The sequence below is a fragment of the Janthinobacterium sp. MP5059B genome (assembly GCF_001758645.1).
Classification (GTDB): domain Bacteria; phylum Pseudomonadota; class Gammaproteobacteria; order Burkholderiales; family Burkholderiaceae_D; genus Janthinobacterium; species Janthinobacterium lividum.
Map to the genome: position 1 here is coordinate 983972 of NZ_LRHX01000006.1, position 20080 is coordinate 1004051.

General features: G+C 65.2%; 14 protein-coding genes. 9 read left to right on the top strand and 5 right to left on the bottom strand.

The features are described 5' to 3' along the window. Window positions 1–134: 134 nt before the first annotated feature. From JAB1_RS08955 to lpxO, 3 genes are all read right to left on the bottom strand, one after another. Entirely contained in the window at window positions 135–2465 is a 2331-nt protein-coding gene (locus tag JAB1_RS08955; RefSeq protein ID WP_254672042.1) for a glucose/quinate/shikimate family membrane-bound PQQ-dependent dehydrogenase, read from the bottom strand. A gap of 186 nt (window positions 2466–2651) precedes the next feature. After that, a complete protein-coding gene (locus JAB1_RS08960; RefSeq protein WP_217494273.1) occupies window positions 2652–3107 on the bottom strand; it encodes a MarR family transcriptional regulator in 456 nt (151 codons plus the stop codon). A gap of 129 nt (window positions 3108–3236) precedes the next feature. Further along, window positions 3237–4136 (bottom strand): lipid A hydroxylase LpxO, encoded by a 900-nt coding sequence (lpxO, locus tag JAB1_RS08965; RefSeq protein WP_034787360.1) that lies wholly within the window; start codon window positions 4134–4136, stop codon window positions 3237–3239. Between the two features lie 143 nt (window positions 4137–4279). Between lpxO and JAB1_RS08970 the strand changes: the two genes are divergently transcribed. The 3 genes from JAB1_RS08970 (at window position 4280) to JAB1_RS08980 (ending at window position 7187) form a co-directional block, all read left to right on the top strand. Further along, window positions 4280–4714 carry a hotdog fold thioesterase gene (locus JAB1_RS08970; RefSeq protein ID WP_070279530.1) on the top strand — a complete coding sequence of 145 codons (435 nt, stop codon included), beginning with the start codon at window positions 4280–4282 and terminating at the stop codon, window positions 4712–4714. A gap of 268 nt (window positions 4715–4982) precedes the next feature. Then, on the top strand, window positions 4983–6563 hold the full coding sequence (locus tag JAB1_RS08975; protein WP_034787362.1) for a methyl-accepting chemotaxis protein: 1581 nt from the start codon (window positions 4983–4985) through the stop codon (window positions 6561–6563). 87 nt (window positions 6564–6650) lie between these two features. Further along, window positions 6651–7187 (top strand): CPBP family intramembrane metalloprotease, encoded by a 537-nt coding sequence (locus JAB1_RS08980; protein WP_034787364.1) that lies wholly within the window; start codon window positions 6651–6653, stop codon window positions 7185–7187. A 100-nt stretch (window positions 7188–7287) separates the two neighbouring features. Here the strand turns inward: JAB1_RS08980 and JAB1_RS08985 are convergent, their stop codons facing one another. Continuing rightward, window positions 7288–8787, bottom strand: coding sequence for an MFS transporter (locus tag JAB1_RS08985; RefSeq protein WP_083299632.1), 1500 nt, complete (start codon window positions 8785–8787; stop codon window positions 7288–7290). A gap of 109 nt (window positions 8788–8896) precedes the next feature. Here JAB1_RS08985 and JAB1_RS08990 point away from each other — a divergent pair, with 109 nt between their 5' ends. Continuing rightward, window positions 8897–9790, top strand: coding sequence for a LysR family transcriptional regulator (locus tag JAB1_RS08990; RefSeq protein WP_070279532.1), 894 nt, complete (start codon window positions 8897–8899; stop codon window positions 9788–9790). Beyond that, entirely contained in the window at window positions 9787–10431 is a 645-nt protein-coding gene (locus JAB1_RS08995) for a DUF6000 family protein (RefSeq protein WP_070279533.1), read from the top strand. Before JAB1_RS08990 ends, JAB1_RS08995 begins: the two co-directional genes overlap by 4 nt. A gap of 45 nt (window positions 10432–10476) precedes the next feature. On the opposite strand, the gene JAB1_RS09000 is transcribed toward JAB1_RS08995, so the two are convergent. Then, a complete protein-coding gene (locus tag JAB1_RS09000) occupies window positions 10477–11736 on the bottom strand; it encodes a serine hydrolase domain-containing protein (RefSeq protein ID WP_217494274.1) in 1260 nt (419 codons plus the stop codon). 256 nt (window positions 11737–11992) lie between these two features. Here JAB1_RS09000 and JAB1_RS09005 point away from each other — a divergent pair, with 256 nt between their 5' ends. The 4 genes from JAB1_RS09005 to JAB1_RS29515 all read left to right on the top strand — a co-directional run bounded on the left by JAB1_RS09005 (window position 11993) and on the right by JAB1_RS29515 (window position 20037). After that, window positions 11993–15010, top strand: coding sequence for a calcium-binding protein (locus JAB1_RS09005; RefSeq protein WP_070279535.1), 3018 nt, complete (start codon window positions 11993–11995; stop codon window positions 15008–15010). Between the two features lie 98 nt (window positions 15011–15108). Next, window positions 15109–17280 carry a type I secretion system permease/ATPase gene (locus JAB1_RS09010; RefSeq protein ID WP_070279536.1) on the top strand — a complete coding sequence of 724 codons (2172 nt, stop codon included), beginning with the start codon at window positions 15109–15111 and terminating at the stop codon, window positions 17278–17280. Next, entirely contained in the window at window positions 17277–18620 is a 1344-nt protein-coding gene (locus tag JAB1_RS09015) for an HlyD family type I secretion periplasmic adaptor subunit (protein ID WP_070279537.1), read from the top strand. The genes JAB1_RS09010 and JAB1_RS09015 overlap by 4 nt, the downstream gene beginning before the upstream one ends. Beyond that, window positions 18610–20037 carry a TolC family protein gene (locus tag JAB1_RS29515; protein ID WP_175445036.1) on the top strand — a complete coding sequence of 476 codons (1428 nt, stop codon included), beginning with the start codon at window positions 18610–18612 and terminating at the stop codon, window positions 20035–20037. The genes JAB1_RS09015 and JAB1_RS29515 overlap by 11 nt, the downstream gene beginning before the upstream one ends. Window positions 20038–20080: the final 43 nt, after the last annotated feature.

A 20080-nucleotide genomic window follows, 5' to 3' on the forward strand; every position in this document is an offset into this window, starting at 1 on the left:
TGCTTTCCCGCATGCGCGGTGACTGTCTGATAGAGGCGCCATCGTACCGCAAGCGCGACGGCAGTTGGCACACCATGCAGCAAGACATGAAAAAACCGCCCGAAGGCGGTTTTGTGTGTGCACTGTATTGCCGCTTACTTCTTGTCAGGCAAGGCGTATGCCAGCACGTAGTCGCCACGGTCCGGCGACTGGCGCGCGCCGCCGGCGCTGACGACGATGTATTGCTTGCCCGTTTTCGGCGAGACATACGTCATCGGGCCGGACTGGCTGCCCACGGGCAGGCGCTGTTTCCAGATTTCCTTGCCGGTGGCGCTGTCAAAGGCGCGCAGGTAGAAATCCTGCGTGCCGGCAAAGAACAGCAAGCCGGACTGCGTCGACATCGACGCGCCCAGGGTCGGCATGCCGATCGGAATCGGCATTTTCATGCGGATGCCCATCGGACCCGTATCCTGCACCGTGCCGACCGGTACCTGCCACACGAGCTTGCGGGTTTTCAGGTCGATGGCCGACATGGTGCCGAACGGCGGCTTCTGGCAGGGAATGCCCGCTTTCGACAGGAAACGTTCGCGCATGGCGCCGAACGGCGTGCCTTCCTGCGGCACGACGCCCATCTCGATGCCGCTGGCGCCCTTCGGAATGGCGGCGCGCGGGATCATGTAGTTGGCCAGACCCAAACGCATGTCGTTGACAAACATGTAGTTGGTGGTCGGGTCGACGGAGACGCTGCCCCAGTTCATGCCGCCCAGCGAGCCTGGGAACTGCAGCGAACGGTCGAGGCCTGGCGGCGTGTAGACGCCTTCGTGGCGCATGCCCTTGAATTCGATACGGCACAGCAACTGGTCAAACACGGTGCCGCCCCACATGTCGGACTCGTGCAAGGTGGCGTTGCCGATCGACGGCATGCCGACGGAAAACGGCTGCGTGGGCGAATAGCGCTCGCCAGGCACCTTGCCTTGCGGTACGGGACGCTCTTCCACGGCCGCGATGGGCTCGCCCGTCACGCGGTTGAGAAGGAAGATTTCGCCTTGTTTCGTCACTTGCGCCAGCGCGGGCAGGGTGCCGCCTTTGCCGTCAGGAATGTCGTACAGCAGCGGCTGGGCCGGCAAGTCGAAGTCCCACAGGTCGTGGTGGGTGGTCTGGAAGGTCCAGCGCACCTTGCCCGTTTTCGCGTTGACGGCAACGATGGACGAGCTGTACTTGTCGTCCAGCGCCGTGCGCGTGCCGCCGAAGAAGTCGGGGGTGGCATTGCCGGTAGGCAGGTAGATGGTGTCCAGCTGGGCGTCGTACGACATGGCCGACCAGACGTTCGGCGTGCCGCGCGTATAGGTCTGGCCTTCCGGCGGCAATGTCGTGATGGCAGGGTTGCCCGGATCCCAGGCCCACACCAGTTCGCCGCTGCGCACGTCAAACGCGCGCACCACGCCGGGCGGCTCGCCGGTGGAGAAATTGTCGGCCACGCGGCCGCCGACGACGACCAGGTCGCCCGCGATCAGCGGCGTCGATGTTTGCTGGTAGTAGCCGGGCTTGACTTCGCCCATGCCCACCTTCAAGTCGACGATGCCGTGCTCGCCAAAATCGGCGCAAGGCTCACCCGTGGCCGCGTCGAGCGCGATCAGGCGCGCATCGATGGTCGGCAGCAAGATGCGCTTGCGGCAGGCGGCCGGGGCGGCGTCGCTGGAGGCGCTGGCCGGCAGCGGCTGCGCGGCGGGCGCTTCATGGTAGCCCAGGCCGCGGCAGCGCTGCCAGTTTGGCGCGGAACCTTGCGGGTCGTATTTCCAGCGCTCGGCGCCCGTATCGGCGTCCAGCGCCACGACCTTGCCGTAGGCCGTGCAGACGTACAGGGTATCGCCCACTTGCAGCGGCGTGTTCTGGTCTTCCGCTCCGGAACCATTGCTTTGCGGGATGTCGCCCGTGTGCGCCGTCCAGGCCAGTTTCAGCTGGCCGACGTTGCCCTTGTTGATCTGGTCCAGCGCGGCGAAGCGGTTGCCGGCCGTGGTGTTACCCCAGTGCAGCCAGTTTTTCTGCTGCGCGCCGGGAGCGACCGGCGTCACGCCCGCCACGACATCGGCTTCGATGACGGACTTGGGCAGGAAGAAATTGACGCCCGTGATGGCCAGGCAGACGGCGATCAGGCCGGCCAGCGCGAAGGCGCCTTTGCCAGCCGGCACGCCGGTGGCGCGGCGCAAGCCGGGATAGGCGAGGGCTACCAGGCATGCCAGCACGCCGAAGACGAACAGGCGCGACACCAGGGGCCAGAAGTTCCAGCCCGCGTCGATGGGGGCCCAGATCAGGGCAACGATAAAGGCGGCACCGAACAGCAGGGCGCCGGCCGGCTTGCTCCGCCAGACGAGTATGCCAGAGGCGAACGTGGCAATGCCCATCGGCAGGTAAAACCAGCTGCCGCCCAGGTACGCGAGGTAGGCTCCGCCGATAGCGAGGAAGAGGCCGGACAAGATGAGCAGCACGGCTGGCAGGTAGCGCAGCGGCGACGCTGCTTGACCCCGCGTTGCGGGTGTGGATGAACTGGAAGGGTTCACGATGATTCCTTTTATTGTTGACCGGGCGGCCAGGCGCCGCCAGGTGATGCTGAATAACCAAGACTCGGTTCCCCCGTTGGGCGAGGGGTGAGCTTCCGCCCGCTGGCGGGATGCTCAGACCGGGTTTGGCGTGGTGGATTTGCTGTCGAGATTGGCGATGATGCGGCTGAGCATGTCCAGCAAGGCGTGTTCTTCCTCGGCGCTGAAACCGGCGAGGGCTTCGCGGTTGCTGACATGAATCGCTTCCTTGATCAGGGGCGACTGCTGTAATGCGGCCGGGGTAAGGCCGAACAGGCTGCTGCGTCCATCGCTGGGATCGGGTTGGCGGCTGACCAGGCCGTCACGTTCCATGCGCGCCAGCGTGGCCGCCATGGTCGGCTGCTCGACGGCAGCGGCCACGGTCAGCGCTTTCTGCGTCAGCTGCGCGCCATTTGCCAGTTCGTAAAATACGGGCAACTGGCCCGGCGCCATGCCGATCAGCTTGAGCTTGCGCTCGATGACCCTGGCAAACAGGCGTGCAGCCCGGCTCGTCATGTGGCCTGCGGACTGCTCTTTCTGGAAGTCGATCACGAACATCCCCGGTGAAAAGAATATAGCATGCTATCATAATTTCGATGAACATAGCAGGCTATGTATTTATGCAGGCGTTCAGAAACGCAAAAACCGCCCGAAGGCGGTTTTTTTGGGTGAAGCCAGTGCTTAAATGAAATAGATCAGCGCGATGATGCCGACCACCAGCGCCACGCGGGTGACCTGGTAGGCCGTCTTGTTCCACGCCTTGAAGCGGCGGCGGTACTGGCCCATGGTCCAGGAAATCTGGAACAGCTTGCTCACGCCGCCTACCTGGTCGCCCAGTTCGTTCGGCGAGGCGGCGGCCGTCATCAGGGTGCGGCCCAGCCAGCGGTTCAAGCCTTGCGCCCAGCGGTAGCGCATCGGACGCTCGATGTCGCAGAACAGGATGATACGGTCGCTGTCGGCGTCGTTGCGGGCCCAGTGGATATACGTTTCATCGAACATCACGGCCTGGCCGTCGCGCCAGCTGTGGCGTTCGCCATCGACGTCGATGAAGCAGCGGTCGTCGTTTGGCGTCTGCAAGCCCAGGTGGTAGCGCAGGGAGCCGGCGAACGGGTCGCGGTGCGGGTTGAGCTTGCCGCCTTGCGGCAGTTCCGCGAACATGGCCGCCTTGATCGAGGGAATCGATTGCAGCAGCGCATAGGTTTGCGGGCACATCTGCTGTGCCGACGGGTGGTTCGCGTCATACCATTTCAGGTAGAAACGCTTCCAGCCATACTTGAAGAAGGAATTGAAACCCACGTCATTGTTCTTTTCCGCAGCCTTGATCTTTTTCATTTCCTGCATGCGCAGCGCTTCATCGCGGATGATTTGCCAGTTCTGCTGCAGCGGCGCCAGTTCCGGGAATTGATCGACGGAAAGGTATGGCGTGGCCGGCACCTTGGAAAAGGTGTGCATGAACAGGTTCAGCGGCGCCATGAACGAGGAATGATCGAAGATCTGGCGGCGAAACGGCAGGCGCACCTTGCCACGAAAATGAATATGTAAAACGGAAAACACAAAAATGCCCAGCAAGGCCCACTTCATACACAACCTCGTTTTTTAAGAATGGGGCAATTATAACCAGTTAATGCCATCGCCACCCCGGGCCACGGTGAAGGAAAGATGAAGCGGCGCACGGGAGAGCTCTGTCCTACAATGGCTGTTCTCCACACTGATACGAGGTAACAATGGAAATCTGGCACGCACCGCTCGACCTGGCCGCCCTCAACGCCGCCAGCGAGGGCACGGCCATGCGCCACCTGGGCATCGCATTCACGGCCTTCGGCCCCGACTGGATCGAAGCGACCATGCCCGTCGACCACCGCACCATGCAGCCATTCAAGCTGCTGCATGGCGGCGCTTCCGTGCTGCTGGCCGAAACCCTGGGCAGCATGGCCGCGAATGCCTGCCTCGATTCCAGCCGGCAGGTGAGCGTGGGCCAGGAAATCAATGCCAACCACGTGCGCGGCGTGCGCGGCGGCCATGTGACGGGGCGCGCCACGCCGGTCCACCGGGGCCGCACCAGCCAGGTCTGGGAAATCCGCATCACCGATGGTGATGGCAAACTGTGCTGCATTTCGCGCATCACCATGGCTGTCATCGACGCCCCGGGCGCGGGCTGATACGTTCCATCTTGACTTGCATCAAGGCATTAAAAGCGGCCGCGTGAAATCATAAATAACGCTGTTCGCTTATAATTCAGTGTGCTGTTGTATGGCGTGGGGGTATGCCCCGCGCGCCTGCATTGCCTGAAATTAGAAGCTGACTGCCCAAAAAACGCCAGTTAGAGACCCATCCTGCGCCATGCAGGAACGGCAACACGACGGCGAGCAGATCGCTGGTTTTTAGATAACCAGCAACAATCAACTTTATTACAGGGCAATAACAACAATGATGTCATTCAATCGTTTGACGATAGGCGCGCGCCTGAGCGCAGGCTTCGGGCTGCTGGTGCTGCTCATGCTGGTGCTGGCTGCCTTCGCACTGCTGCGCATCGGCGCCATCTCCGGCGCCATGGACGCGCAAGAAAAAGTACAACTGGAAAAACTCGAACCCCTGTACGTGGCGCGCGAAGCGCTCGACCAGACGGGCCTGGCTGCCCGCAACGCATATATCTTCCATGACCAGGCCGCCGCCGAAAAAGAGCTGGCCATCCTCGACAGCCAGAAGGCGCTGTACCTGGAAGCACTGGCCCGCCTGGCGCCGCAGTTCGCCGGCGATGCGCAATTCGAGAAAGTCAGCACGGGCCTCAAAACCATGGCGCGGGAATTGCAGCGTCCGCGCCAGTTCCGCGCCACGGGACAGATGGAGCAGTATGGCACCTTCCTCGTCGAGGAGTGCAGCCCTTTGCGGCGCCAGATCGTCGCCGATATCGACACGGTGCTGAAAAACGTGCAGCGCGAATCGGAGCAGGCCAGCGTGGCCGCGCGCGCCATCTACGGCCAGTCGCTGCGCTGGATCGGCGTGCTGGCCGCGCTCAGCGTGCTCATTTGCATTGCCGTGGCCACCGTCATCACGCGCGGCCTGCTGCGCCAGCTGGGCGGCGAACCGGCGTATGCGGCCTCGATTGCCGGGCGCATCGCGCTCGGTGAACTGGCCATCGACGTGCACACGCGCCACGGCGACGACAGCAGCCTGCTGTTTGCCATCAAGACCATGCGCGACAACCTGGCCGCCATCGTCGGCAAGGTGCGCCACGGCACGGAAAGCATCGCCATGGCCTCGACCGAGATCGCTACGGGCAACCGCGATCTGTCGCAGCGCACGGAGCAGCAGGCCGGCTCGCTGGAAGAAGTGGCGTCATCGATGGAGGAACTGATTTCCACCGTGCGCCAGAATGCGGACAACGCCCAGCAGGCGAACCGCCTGGCGCGCGAAGCGTCGAAGGTGTCGGAGCAGGGCGGCAAGGCGGTGGCCGAAGTGGTGCATACGATGGGCCTGATCAATGCCTCGTCGAACAAGATAGTCGACATCATCGGCGTGATCGACAGCATCGCCTTCCAGACGAATATCCTGGCCTTGAACGCGGCAGTGGAAGCGGCGCGCGCCGGCGAGCAGGGACGTGGTTTTGCCGTCGTCGCCACGGAAGTGCGCAGCCTGGCGCAACGCTCTAGCGCCGCCGCGCGCGAAATCAAGGCCCTGATCGACGATTCCGTCAGCAAGGTGGGTACCGGAACCTTGCTCGTCGAGCAGGCCGGCGTCACCATGCACGACGTGGTGGCCGGCATCGGCAGGGTGACGGGCATCATGGCCGAGATCAGCCACGCCACGCAGGAGCAGGGCGCCGGCATCGAGCAAGTCAACCGCGCCATCGTCGACATGGACCGCGTGACCCAGCAAAACGCGGCCCTGGTCGAGCAGGCGGCGGCCGCCGCACAGGAATTGCAGCAGCAGGCGGCGCAGCTGGAACAGGAAGTGGGCATCTTCAAACTGGCCAAGCCGGCCAACGGACCGCTGCGCTTGGCGGCTTGATGCCGAGAGCGCGGCAGCACGGCGCGCCATGCGCCAATAGTCGTATTCCGCGCTACAATGAGAGCTGGATCAACGCCAGGACTTCTCATGCAAGTGCGCCGCAGCCATGATCTATCCAGCCCGGACGACGACAAACCGGCGCCGCCCGTGCTGCAGCTGGCCCTTGCCGGCCTCGGCTGGGGTTTGCTCACCTGCATGCTGTGCTTTGCCATCCTGTTTGTGACCAAATGGCTGTTGCCGCCCGAATACTGGGGCGCGCACACGGGGCTGTCCAAGTTCAAGCGTGAAATGTCGCTGCCCCTGCTGGTGTTCTGGGTCGTCATCTATTCACCCATCCTGGAAACCTTCCTTGGCCAGCTGCTGCCGCTGGAAATCCTCCGGCGCCTGGGCGCCAGCCGCCAGCTGAGTATTTTTATCGGCACCATCCTGTGGGCCATCGTGCATTTCATCAGCGGCGGCTTGCTGCATGCCATCGTCGCGCTGGGGTCGGGTGCCATGTTCAGTTTTGTCTACCTGCGCTACCGCGGCCCCAGTGTCGCCGTTGCCTACGCGACAACGACGTTTGCGCGCGCCTGCAACAATATCGCCATTCTGGTGGCCGTGTTTTACGGCCTCGACGCCTAAAGCACCTTCCAAAACCTACTGCGCGTCGGTATAGGCGGCCTGCGATGCTCACCGTACTCTAGCACGGTTACGCTTCTCGACCACCTCTACCTTCCGCTCGCTACGGTTTTGTTAGGCGCTTTTCTTCCTTCCTGAGCAAATACGGCACCAGCGCCGCCAGCGCCACGGCCAGTAGCGCCAGGCCGTTCAGCAGCTGATGGAAGGCGGCGTCATAGCTGGCGCGCAGCAGCGTTTCCTGGCCACCCAGCAGCTGTGTCGCCTGTTGGAGATCGCCGAGCGCGGCGCGGCTGGCGGCGGCCAGCACGGGCAGGCCTGCCGGCAGTTGCCGCGCCAGCGCTGCACCGATCAGGCCGGCCAGCACGGCGCCGGCCAGGGCCAGCGCCACCCCGTCGGCGCTGATGCGCACGGTATTGAAGATACCCGTCGCCATGCCGGCCCGCTCTGTTTCCACCACGCTCAGGGCCATGCCATCCATCAAGCCCCACGGCAAGCCGATGCCCACGCCGATCAGCAGCAGGGGGCCGGCCAAGGTGCCAGCATCACCGCCGCCCAGCACCTGCGCCAGCCAGGCCAGGCCTGCCGCGGCCAGCAGCAATCCCGCCGCGCACAGGGCGCCGCTCCCCACCCAGCGCGACAGCAGCGCGGCCAGCATGGGCACGAGCAGCAATGGCGCGGCCAGGGCGATCATCAAACGGCCTGCGGCCAGCGCGGACATGTTGTCGATGCCGATGAAGCGCCCCGGCAGCATGACGATCAGCACGATGAACAGGAAGGCGGGCGAGGCGGCCAGTACTTGCACGGCGACAAAGCGGCGCTGGCGGAACAGCGACAAATCCAGCATGGGCCGCGCCGTCCTGCGCTCGATCGCGCCAAAGGCGAGAAACAGCAGCATGGACGAGGCGACGGACAGCAGCACGGCGCCGTTGCGCCAGCCGTGTTCGGGCGCCAGCAGCATGCCCAGGGTCAACAGGCCCAGCGCGGCGGTGAAGCTGAGGGCGCCGGGCCAGTCCAGCCGGCCCTTGCCGCGCGCCGGATCGGCCGGCACGCTGCTCCATACCAGCAGCATGCCGATGGCGCCCAGCGCGGCCGTGGCGTAAAAGATGGCGGGCCAGCGGGCCAGTGCCAGCATGGCGCCGGCCGCCAGCGGACCGAAGGCCAGGCCCAGGCCGAATGTCGTGCCCAGCACGCTCATCACGCGGCTGCGCGCCGCGCCGTGGAACAATGGCGCCAGCGAAGACATGGCGGCGGCGAATGCGGCCGCGCCGCCGAGGCCTTGCACGAAGCGCAGCGCGGCGATCCATGCCACCGATGGCGCGTGGGCAATGGCCAGGGTCGCCACACAAAACAGCGCCAGCCCCGCCAGCCAGACGCGGCGCCGTCCCAGCACGTCCGTCAGGCTGCCGGCCACCATCATGGCGCTGCCATAGCTGAGGATATACGCATTGATGACCCAGTTCAGGGCGGCGGCGCTGCCGTGCAGCTCGGCGCCGAGGGCGGGCAGGGCCACGGCCGGACCCGTGAAACACAGGGGAATCAGCAAGCCCGTCAGGCAAGCGGCCAGCACTTGCAGGGGGAGTGAAAGACGTGAGGAATGGGGCATGGGCGTCGGATAGGAAAGAAAGAGGGGCGAGTATGGCGCGCCCATCATTAAAGAAAAATGGGCTAAACTGATCAACATATCGGACAAAAATGTCTTGAATGGGGGAGGAATGGATAGCTTGGGCGGCATCGCCATGTTCGTGCAGGTGGCCGACAGCGGCAGTTTTTCGGCCACGGGCCGGCTGCTGGGGCTATCTTCGTCGGCGGTCGGCAAGAGCGTGGCGCGCATGGAGGCGCGGCTGGGCGCGCGCCTGTTCCAGCGCAGTACGCGGCACCTGGCATTGACGGCGGAAGGGGAGAAATTCCTGCAGCGCTGCAAGCGCATCCTGGCCGAGGTGGAAGCGGCCGAGCGCGAGCTGGGCGAATCGGGCGGCGCGCCGAGCGGCCGCCTTCGCATCAGCCTGCCACGCTACAGCGGCCTGTTCGAGCCGGCCATCGGCGCCTTCATGCAAGCCTACCCGGCCATCGACCTCGACCTCGATTTTTCCGACGCCATGGTCAACATCGTCAGCGACGGTTTTGACGCGGCCGTGCGCACGGGCGAGCTGGCCGATTCGGGCTTGATGCGGCGCAAACTATGTACATTCCGCCGCCTGCTGGTGGCGTCGCCCGCCTACCTGGCGCGCCATGGCCGGCCCGCCGATGGCGCCGGGCTGCTGCGGCACGCGCGCCTGGACTACCGCTTTCCCGCCACGGGCCGCCTGGAGCAGTGGCCGCTGATGGACGAGGCAAGCCCGCCGGCGCCCGGCATGGTCTGCAACAGCCTGGAAATGCGCGTCTTCTTGGCCGTGCAGGGGCAGGGCATCGCCTACCTGCCCGCATTTGCCGTGCAGCGCGAACTGGCAGCGGGGCAACTGGTCTCGCTGCTGGACGAGCATACGCAGGCGCGCACGGCATTCTGGCTGCTGTGGCCGGCCAGCCGCCACCTGCCGCCGCGCTTGCGCGTCTTCATCGATTTCCTGGTGGAGCAGTTACAGGATCAAACTTTTGGAGCTTTGCCATGACGCAGGATGTTTCCCTGACGCCCTTGCAGTTGCATGTGGCTGGCGCCACCGTGCGCCACGCGCATCCGTTTCCCATGCCGCAGCTGACCCCGCAGGAACCGCTGACGGCGGCCCTGCGCGACGGCTGGGTACGGCCTTTGTATATGGGCTTGCACCAGCCCCAGGCGCAGGCATGCCTGGCCCGGCTGGCGCAGGCCGACGATACCGTCATCGCCCGCCTGCTGGGGCGATTCGACTGGCGCAGCCGCACGGCGGGCGCCTATCTGGCCGCATTGATGCATCGTCCCGGCTTCACGGACCAGCTGGGTGGCCTGCTGCTGGCCAGTGAAGTCTGCTACGCGGGCAGCGCGTATTGTCTGGCGCTGGCCGCCTTCGACACGCCCGGCAGCCGCGATTATCTGCACCGCTATCTTGAACATTATTTGCGCCAGCCGCAGCTGCACTTTGATCAGGAGCAAGCCATGGCGGCCATTGCCTACCTGGATGGCCAGCAGGGCCGGGATGAGGCGGCGCGCCATGCGCCAGCCTGGGCCGATTTTACCGCCAGCCGGCCGGGCCTGGCGCTGGACGCAGCGCTCGCAGCATGGACTGGCCGCATGGCCACCTTGCGCGCCTTGCAGGCCGCGGCGCCAGGCAAATAGGCGCGATCCCCCTCAAACTTCGGCGCCGTTGGTATTGTTGGCGGCCTACTGCGCGCTTTCCATGGATTCGACGGTGTCGAAAAGATGCGCCAGCGCGCCTTCCATGGCGCCGGCCGTTGCGTCGCCGCTCTGGTTGGTGATGATGAAGACCCCAAGCTGGTATTTTGGAATGACGTAGGCGTAGCTTTGCGCACGCGGCACGCCGCCATGGTGTACATAATGCGTGCCCAACTGGCGATTGCTTCCGATATTCCAGAAATAGCCAATGCTGAAGTCATCCTGAAAGCGTACCAGCGGCTTGTGCGATTCGACGACCGCGGGATCGGAGCTCAATTGCAGGCGCAGGTATTTCGTCATATCCGGCATGCTCGACTTCAGGTTGCCGGCTGCGCCCCAAGGCAGTTGCGGCTTCGGTGTCGTCATGACGGGATTGTCGCTGTGGTAGCCGGGCGCCAGCCGGCCGGCATCCGTGGCTGTGAGTCTCAGCCTGGTATCGTGCATGCCGGCTGCGCGCGCGACGAATTGCGTGAGCAGGACTTCGTAGGGCAGTCCGTAGATTGTTTCAAGCGTGTGCGCAATGAGTTCGGTACCGGCGCTTGAATAGGCGTAGTCCTTGCCAAGCGGACCCTGGATGCTGACCGTGTGCAAGTCCTGCCAGAATTGCTGCTGGCCGTAGCTGGCGTAGGCTGCATTGAGCTTTGCCGGCGTGGCGTGTGCGGTGAAATCCTTCAATATGGTGTTCACCTGCAATGGCAGCATGCCCGGCATGGTGCTGGTGTGCGTGATCAAATGGCGCAAGCGAACTGGCTGTCCCTGTGACTGCAGGTTCGGGTAGGCGGCCGGCAGGTACTTTTGTATGGGATCGTCGAGCGCCGCCTTCCCATCCAGCACGGCGTTCGCCAGCAGCAGGCCAGCAAAAGTCTTGCTGATTGAGCCGATTTCATACAGCGTTGCATCGTTCGGCGGATTGCCTTTGCCGGTCTCCAGCTCGCCTTGATGCAGCATGAATTCCTTGCCCCGATAAACGACGGCAATCGAGGTCGCGTGCAGGAATTTTGACTGCAGCAGGGTGGTCGCGGTCTGGCGCATGGCCGCAGGAATGTCATGCGCAGGTGCCGTGGCTGCGGGCTTGCAAGCTGCCAGCACGAGTGTCATTACAGTGATGCTTGCGGCGAGTTTGCTTATCATGCGCACCATCCATCCAAGGGGGAGGGGCATTCTCGCACAATGGGTGCAGCAGTGAAAGAAATTGTGCTGCCCTGCGCCAGCCGCGCGCTTTTTTCCTCCTTTCCGCCACTCCGCCATTCCGCTTTTCCTTTTCTCTCCTCCATGCAGTGTGACATTTGCATGACAAACAACAGTGCTCCGCCCCCTTGAACGTCAGTAGGGGGTGCATGCGTGGCGACCACCAACCGCGCGCCGTCCATGCACCGAAAGTGCCGGACCGTTGAAGGTGCATGCTGAACTGCAAGTGGATGCGGCCGGGACTTTTGCCTTGCATGTCAGCTTGCGCCGACATATTCAATCTTGGTTTTGACGTTTAACGACAGGAAACTGCAACATGACTGAAAAATTTGCATCGCAAACTTCCACTTCCGCTGACGATGGCATTTCCGCCATCGAGGAATACCTGAACAGTGCCGCCGCCGTGGCGCTGCAGCGCTTCACCGGCACGCCGGATGCCGATGTGCTCAACGGCACCACGGGCGCCGACGTGCTCGAAGGCCTGGCCGGCGACGATACGTATTATGTCAACGACAGCGGCGACGTGATCGTCGAGCTGGCCAATGGCGGCACCGATACCGTGTATACCAGCGTCAACTACACGGTGGCCGACAACGTCGAGAACGTGCGCCTCGCCGCCAGCGGCCTGACGGTGACGGGGAGCGCCAACACCAACAATATCTTTCATGTCAGCGTGGCCGGCGGCAATGTGCTCGACGGTGGCGGCACGGGCAACTCGGTCAATTACCTTGGCTCCAGCGCGGGCGTGACGGCCACCCTGTCAGGGGCGAGTGGTCCGGTGGCGGCAGCGCCGGGCAGCGATGTGCTGGTCAATTTCGCCAGCATCGTGGGCAGCAAGTTCGACGACGTCCTGACCGGCAATGAACTCAAGAACCTCCTGGTTGGCGGCATCGGCAACGACACCTTGCGGGGTGGCAAGGGCGACGATACGCTGCTCGGCGCGGTGGGCGACGACACCTATATTTTTGCCCGCGGTGACGGCGCCGATATCATCGTCGAGGTGGTCGAGGGCGGCGGCCACAATGTCGTTTCCTTCCTGGCCGGCGTCAGCGCCGACCAGCTGTGGTTCCGCCAGGTGGGCGTGAACCTGGAAGTGAGCACCATCGGCACGACCGACAAGATCACCATCAATGGCTGGTTCAGCGCGGGCATCGTGCCTCGCATCCAGGAATTCCGTACGGCCGATGGCCGCGTGCTGCTGGGCAGCGACGTGCAAAACCTGGTGCAGGCGATGGCGGGCCTGGTGCCGCCGCCGGCCGGCCAGCTGACCCTGCCGCCGAACCTCGCCGGCATCCTGGCCCCGGCACTGGCGCAGAACTGGCGCACCGAGGGAGCAGGCACGGTGAACCCTGACATCATCAAGGGCACGGCGGGCGCCGATGTGATGATCGGCGGGGCCGGCGACGACATTTATTACGTCAACCATGGCAACGACGTGGTGACGGAACAGCCTGGCGGCGGCCGCGACACCGTCTACACGACGGTCAGCTACACCATGGGCGCCAACGTCGAAGAGCTGCATCTGAGCGCGGCCGGCCTGGTCGTAAGGGGCAACGGCAGCGGCAACGTCTTCCACATCGATGTGGCCGGCGGTCACCTGGTGCAAGGCATCGGCAGCAATAATTCAGCCACCTATGCGGGTTCTAGGGCGGGCGCCACGGCGGCCATCGCCTCCATCAGCGGCACCCCCGTGGCGCGCCCGGGCAGCGATGTGCTGGTCAATATTTCCAGCGTGACTGGCAGCGCGTATGACGACGTGTTGACTGGCAACGAACTGGCCAATACCCTGTCCGGCGGCCTCGGCAACGATACCTTGCAAGGCGGCAAGGGCGACGACTTCCTCGTCGGCGGGCTGGGTGACGATACCTATGTCTTTGCGCGTGGCGACGGCGCCGACATCATCGGCGAGCCTTCCGCCGATGCGAAGTACGACAGCATCGCCTTCCTGGCCGGCGTCAATATCGACCAGCTGTGGTTCCGCCAGGTGGGCGCGGACCTGGAAGTGAGCACCATCGGCACCACGGACAAGATCACCATCCGCGGCTGGAGCATTGCCAAGCCGAACATCGAGGAATTCCGCACGGCCGCCGGCCACGTCATGCGCGGTGCCGACGTGCAGTTGCTGGTGCAGGCAATGGCGGGATTGACGCCGCCGCCGCTGGGCCAGCTGACCCTGCCGGCCGGCACGGCCGCCGCCCTGGCACCCGTGCTGGCCCAGGCCTGGCATTTCAACGGTCCCACGCAGCCCACGGGGCAGCACTTTGTCGGCACGGCGGGCGCCGATGTCATCAACGGCAGTGCCGGCGCCGACCTGCTGGAAGGCCTGGGCGGCGACGACACCTATTACGTCAACCACGGGGGCGATTTCATCGTCGAGCGGGGCAACGGCGGCAGCGATACTGTGTACACCAGCGTCGACTACAAGGTGGCCGACAACGTCGAGAATGTGCGCCTCATCGGCTCGGGCCTGACGGTAACGGGCAGCGCCTACAACAACAATGTCTTTTATGTCGATACGCCTGGCGGCAACGTGCTCGATGGCGGCGGTACCGGCAATACGCTCCATTACTCCGGCGCCACGGCAGGCGTGACGGCCACCTTCGCACCGGTCGGCGGGTCGATGGCCGCGCGCCCGGGTGCCGACGTGCTGGCCAATTTCAATACGGTTTTCGGCAGCAAGTTCGATGACGTGTTGACCGGCAATGAGCTCAAGAACGTCCTCTTCGGCGGCTTCGGCAACGATACCTTGCAGGGCGGCAAGGGTGACGACACCCTGGCCGGCCTCATGGGCAACGACACCTATATCTTCGCCCGCGGCGACGGCGCCGACATCATCGCCGAGGGCGTGGAGGCGGACAGCCACGACGTCGTCTCTTTCCTGGCCGGCGTCAGCGCCGACCAGCTGTGGTTCCGCCAGGCGGGTGCGCACCTGGAAGTGAGCACCATCGGTACCACGGACAAGATTACCGTCAATAACTGGTACGCGGACACGCCCGTGCGCATCGAGGAATTCCGCATGGCCGATGGCAAAGTCTTGCTGGGCAGCGATGTGCAAAACCTGGTGCAGGCGATGGCGGGCTTGACGCCGCCACCAGCGGGCCAGCTGACCTTGCCGGCCGGTACGGCCGCCATCCTGGCGCCGGTGCTGGCGCAGAACTGGCGCGCAGCGCCACCAGCGGCTGGCGCCAGCCAGGGCGGCTTCGGCGGTTGGCCAGCGGATCCGGCGCAGCTGGTGCAAGCCATGGCCGGCTTTGCCGTGCCTGCGGCCGCATCGGCGCCCTGGTCGGCGCAAGGCGCTGCGTCGGCGCAGATCCAGCTGGCGGCAGTCCATTGACCGCCCGCGTTGCTAGCTAGTTAGCTTCACCATCACGCAGCCGGGCCGGGGTGAGCCGCCACGGCCTGGCTGCGCCATTGAATCTCTGATATTGCCCGATGACAGTCCTCTCATACCGCAACGATCCGCCCCCCATACAACCTGCGCCCGACACGGGCTTGCTGTCGCTGCTGCTGATGGCCAGCCTGCACGGCATCGCCGCCGACGGCGCCCAGCTCAAGCATGCCTTCGGCCAGGCCGTGTTCACCCGGCAAACCGTCCTGCTGGCCGCGCAACAGCTGGGCTTGACGGCCAAGCTGGTGCGCCAGGCGCCGGCACGGCTGGCGCAATCGCCGCTGCCGGCCATCGCCATCGATAGCGCAGGCCGTTTCTTTATTCTCGGCAAGGTCGAAACGGACGATGACGGCGTGAGCAAGGTGCTGATCCAGCATCCGGGCCAGCCGCCGCAAATCCTTGGCCGCGAAGCGTTCCTTGCCGCCTGGACGGGCGAACTGATCTTTTTCACCAGCAAGGCCAGCTTTGCGGGCGAAACGGCCCGCTTCGACTTCAGCTGGTTCATTCCCGCCATCGTCAAATACCGCAGGCTGCTGGGCGAAGTGCTGCTGATCTCCTTCGTGCTGCAACTGATCGGCCTGGCCACGCCCCTGTTTTTCCAGGTGGTGATGGACAAGGTGCTGGTCAACCACGCCATGAAAACCCTGCACGTGGTGGCCATCGGCCTGGTCTGCGCCATCGTCTTCGAGGCCGTGCTCAGTCTCATCCGTACCTATGTCTTCGCGCGCACCAGCAGCAAGATCGACGTGGAACTGGGCGCGCGCCTGTTCCGCCACTTGCTGGCCTTGCCGATCGCCTACTTCCAGGCGCGCCGCGTGGGCGATTCCGTGGCACGCATCCATGAACTGGAAAACATCCGTTCTTTTCTTACCGGCAACGCGATGACCCTGGTGCTGGACTTGCTGTTTTCCTTCATCTTCATCGCCGCCATGCTGTGGTACAGCGCCGCGCTGAGCGTGGTCGTGCTCGTTTCCATTCCCGTCTACGCGGCCCTGTCGATGCTGCTCACGCCCGTGCTGCGGGGGAGATTGAACGATAAATTCAACCGCAGCGCGGAAAACCAGTCCTTCCTGGTTGAAACCATCAGCGGCGTCGACACGCTCAAGGCCATGGCCGTGGAACCGCGCTGGCAGCAGCAATGGGAAAAGCAGCTGGCCGGCTATGTCTCGGCTGGCTTGTCGGCGAATAACATCGGCATGCTGGCCAGCGGCGGCGTTACCCTGGTCAGCAAGCTCGTGACGGCGGCCATCATGTGGTGGGGCGCCACGCTCGTCATCGACGGCAAGATGACGGTGGGCGAACTGGTCGCCTTCAACATGCTGGCAGGGCAGGTGGCTTCGCCCATCCTGCGCCTGGCGCAGCTGTGGAACGATTTCCAGCAAGTGGGCATTTCCATGAGCCGGTTGGGCGATATCCTCAACGCCCGCACGGAAGCAGGCAGCCAGAAGGCGCGCCTGCCGCGCATCGCCGGCGCCATCGATTTCCAGCAAGTGGGCTTCCGCTACCGGCCCGATGCGGCCGAGGTGCTGCGCAATGTGTCCATTGCCATTGCACCTGGCGAAGTGATCGGCATCGTCGGGCGTTCCGGTTCCGGCAAGAGCACCCTGACGCGGCTGGCGCAGCGCCTGTATATTCCCGAGCGGGGCAAGGTACTGATCGACGGGCAGGATATCGCCGTCATCGACACGGCCTCGCTGCGGCGCCAGATCGGCGTGGTGCTGCAGGAAAACATCCTCTTCAACCGCTCCGTGCGCGACAACATCGCCCTGAGCGACCCGGCGCTGCCCATCGATGCCGTTATCGCCGTGGCGAAACTGGCCGGTGCCCACGATTTCATTTGCGAGTTGCCAGAAGGCTACGACACCATGGTAGGCGAGCATGGCACGGGCCTGTCGGGCGGCCAGCGCCAGCGCATCGCCATCGCCCGCGCCCTGATCGGCAATCCGCGCATCCTGATTTTCGATGAAGCGACAAGCGCGCTCGACTATGAATCGGAAAAAATCATCCAGGGCAATATGCGCGGCATTTGCGCGGGTCGCACCGTGCTGATCATCGCCCACCGCCTGTCGGCCGTGCGCGAAGCGCACCGCATCGTGGTCATGGAGCGGGGGCAAGTGGCCGAACTGGGCACGCATGCGGCGCTGCTGGCGAATCCGGGCGGGATCTACGCCCATCTGTACAGCCTGCAGCAGGGCACGAGCGGGAGCGCCGCATGAGCGCCGGCCACCGTCTGGCCGCGTATGGCGAGCTGTTCAAACGCTACGGCCAGGTGCTGCGGCATAGCTGGCGCGACCGCGCCGCATTGCGCGGTCCCGTGCTCAGCGAAGACGAGGCGGCCTTCCTGCCGGCCGCGCTGGCGCTGCAGGAGCGGCCCGTGTCGCCATCGTTGCGCCTGACGGCCAGGGTGCTGATGCTGCTGGTCGGCTGCGTGGTGCTGTGGGCTGTCTTTGGCCAGGTCGACATCATCGTCAATGCGGCCGGCAAGATCATTCCGTCCGGCAACACCAAGACCATCGCGTCCGTCGACGTGGCGGCCGTGCGCGCCCTGCATGTGCGCGAGGGGCAAGCCGTGCAGGCGGGCCAGCTGCTGGTGGAGCTCGACAGCCGCGGCCCGGACGCCGAGCGCGACAAGGCCGCCGGCGACGCGGTGGCGGCCGCGCTGCAGATGGCCCGTTCGCGCGCGCTGATCGCCGCCATCGACACCTTGAATACGCCGAAGCTGGCGGCGCCCGATGGCGTTTCCGCCGTCCAGCGCGAGGAAGCGCAGGGCCACCTCGATGGCCAGTACGCCAGTTTCCGCGCCAGGCTGGCGCATCTCGACGGGGAAATCGCCCGCTATGCCCAGGCGCTGCCGCTGGCGGCGCGCCGCGCCGGCGATTACCGGGCCCTGCTGGCCACGCGCGACGTGGCCGAACACGCGTGGCTGGAAAAGGAGCAGGCGCGCATCGACCTGGCTGGCCAGCTGGCGTCGGCCCGCAGCGAGCGCGCGGCCCTGGTGGCGCAGACGCGCAAGGACGCCTACGACGCGCTGACGGAAGGGGCCAGAGTGGCGGCGGCCAGCGGCCAGGATGCGCGCCGCGCAGGTGCCCGCGGCAGCCTGCTGCGCCTGACGGCACCCGTCGACGGCACAGTGCAGCAACTGAAGCTGCATACGGTGGGCGGCGTGGTGCCGGCCGCGCAGGCGCTGATGCAGATCGTGCCGCGCCAGGGCAAGCTGGAAATCGACGCCGTGCTGGAAAACCGCGACGTCGGCTTCGTCCAGGAAGGGCAGGTGGTGGCCGTCAAGGTCGACGCCTTCGACTACACAAAGTATGGCACCGTGCCCGCCGTCGTCCGCAGCGTCTCGCGCGACGCCATCGAAGACGAGAAGAAGGGTCTCGTGTATGCCGTGAAAATCACGCTGCAGCAGCCGGCCATGGTCATCGACGGCAGATTGGTGCCGCTGTCGGCCGGCATGGCGGTGCGCGCGGAAATCCGCACGGGGACGAGAAGGGTGATCGAATATGTGCTCTCGCCGCTGGTGCAGCACCAGAAGGAGGCGCTGCATGAACGCTAGATGCCGCGCCGCCTTGCTCGCCGCTGGCCTGTGCCTGTGCGTGGCCGCCGCGCCAGTCCGGGCCCAGTCCCTGGACGCCGCGCCATGCCCATCCACGCATGATGCTGGTGTGCTGCTGACCATGCCTTTGACCCTGCCGGCGGCCGTCGACCTGGCCCTGTGCCATAACGCACAAGTGCATGGCGCCTGGGCCGGCATCCGGCTGCAGGCGGCCGGGCTGGGCGAGGCCAAAGCCGCCTATCTGCCGACCCTGAATGCGGGCGTGAGCCGGGTGCACGACCGCACGGCCTATCCGGGCTCCAGCACTGCTTCCGGCAGCTTGAACAGCAATACGGCCTCGCTGAATCTGTCCTGGCGCCTGTTCGACTTTGGCGGGCGCGCGGCGGGCCAGCGTTCGGCACAGGCATTGCTTGACGCGGCCCTGGCGAACCGTGACGCCGTGCTGCAAAAGACCCTGGCAGCCACCGTCAGCGCGTATTTCGAGGCGCAGACGGCACGCGCCAGCGTGCGGATGCGGCAGGAATACCAGGCGCTGGCCCATGAAACGGTGCTGGCCACGCAGCGCCGCGCCCAGCGGGGCCTCGGTTCGCACAGCGACACCCTGCAGGCGACGAGCGCCTTGGCCAAGGCGGCCCTGGGCGCCAGCCGCGCCGATGGCGAGTTCCAGAAGGCCCGGGCCGTGCTGGTATATACCCTGGGCTTGCCTGCCGATGCGGGCGTGATCCTGGACGACGATGCGGATGGCGCGGCGGCGGGCTTGCGCGAGGGTTTGCAAGATGAGTTGCAAGCCTGGCTGGCGCTGGCCCAGGCGCAACATCCGGCCATCCTGGCCGCGCAGGCGCAGCTGGCGGCGGCGCGCGAAAGGGTGGACGTGACCCGGTCGGAGGACCGTCCCAGCATCGACCTGACGGCCAATCTCTACCAGAACGGCCGGCCCAACCAGGGCTTGTCCGCCGCTTCCACGCGCGAAACCCTGGTGGGCATCTCATTGAACATCCCCCTGTTCGACGGTTTTGCGCGCCAATACAAGGTGCGCGGCGCATTGGCGCAGGCCGGGCAAAGGGAGGCCGAGGCCGAGGAAGTGCGGCAGCAGACCCTGATGGCACTCGTGAAAACGCATGCGGAGGCGAGCACGGCGCTGTCCAACCTGGCCGCCTCGCAGGCGTGGCTGGACGCGGCGCGCGATGCCCTGGCCAGCGTGCAGCGCAAGTTCGGCCTGGGCGCGGCGGATATCCTGGAAATGCTGAACACCCAGTCGGCGCTGCTCGAAGCGCAGCAGGAGCGCATCCGTTGCCAGGCGGAATGGCATTCTGCCCGGCTGCGCCTGCTGGCCAGCGCCGGCGTGCTGGGGCGGGACGATATCCCGGACGGTGGCGTTAAAAGCGGCGGCAAACTGCGCGCCTCGACGGCGCAATAATGACTATATTGGAGGCTGGCCTTCCCGCGCGGGGAGGTGTTGC

Coding starts and splice junctions, on each gene's coding strand:
- JAB1_RS09015 (WP_070279537.1), top strand. CDS start 17,277: ATGAGCGCCGGCCACCGTCTGGCCGCGTATGGCGAGCTGTTCAAACGC.
- JAB1_RS08980 (WP_034787364.1), top strand. CDS start 6,651: ATGCAAGTGCGCCGCAGCCATGATCTATCCAGCCCGGACGACGACAAA.
- JAB1_RS08970 (WP_070279530.1), top strand. CDS start 4,280: ATGGAAATCTGGCACGCACCGCTCGACCTGGCCGCCCTCAACGCCGCC.
- JAB1_RS09005 (WP_070279535.1), top strand. CDS start 11,993: ATGACTGAAAAATTTGCATCGCAAACTTCCACTTCCGCTGACGATGGC.
- JAB1_RS09000 (WP_217494274.1), bottom strand. CDS start 11,736: ATGGCGGAGTGGCGGAAAGGAGGAAAAAAGCGCGCGGCTGGCGCAGGG.
- JAB1_RS29515 (WP_175445036.1), top strand. CDS start 18,610: ATGAACGCTAGATGCCGCGCCGCCTTGCTCGCCGCTGGCCTGTGCCTG.
- JAB1_RS08995 (WP_070279533.1), top strand. CDS start 9,787: ATGACGCAGGATGTTTCCCTGACGCCCTTGCAGTTGCATGTGGCTGGC.
- lpxO (WP_034787360.1), bottom strand. CDS start 4,136: ATGAAGTGGGCCTTGCTGGGCATTTTTGTGTTTTCCGTTTTACATATT.
- JAB1_RS09010 (WP_070279536.1), top strand. CDS start 15,109: ATGACAGTCCTCTCATACCGCAACGATCCGCCCCCCATACAACCTGCG.
- JAB1_RS08985 (WP_083299632.1), bottom strand. CDS start 8,787: ATGCCCCATTCCTCACGTCTTTCACTCCCCCTGCAAGTGCTGGCCGCT.
- JAB1_RS08975 (WP_034787362.1), top strand. CDS start 4,983: ATGATGTCATTCAATCGTTTGACGATAGGCGCGCGCCTGAGCGCAGGC.
- JAB1_RS08990 (WP_070279532.1), top strand. CDS start 8,897: ATGGATAGCTTGGGCGGCATCGCCATGTTCGTGCAGGTGGCCGACAGC.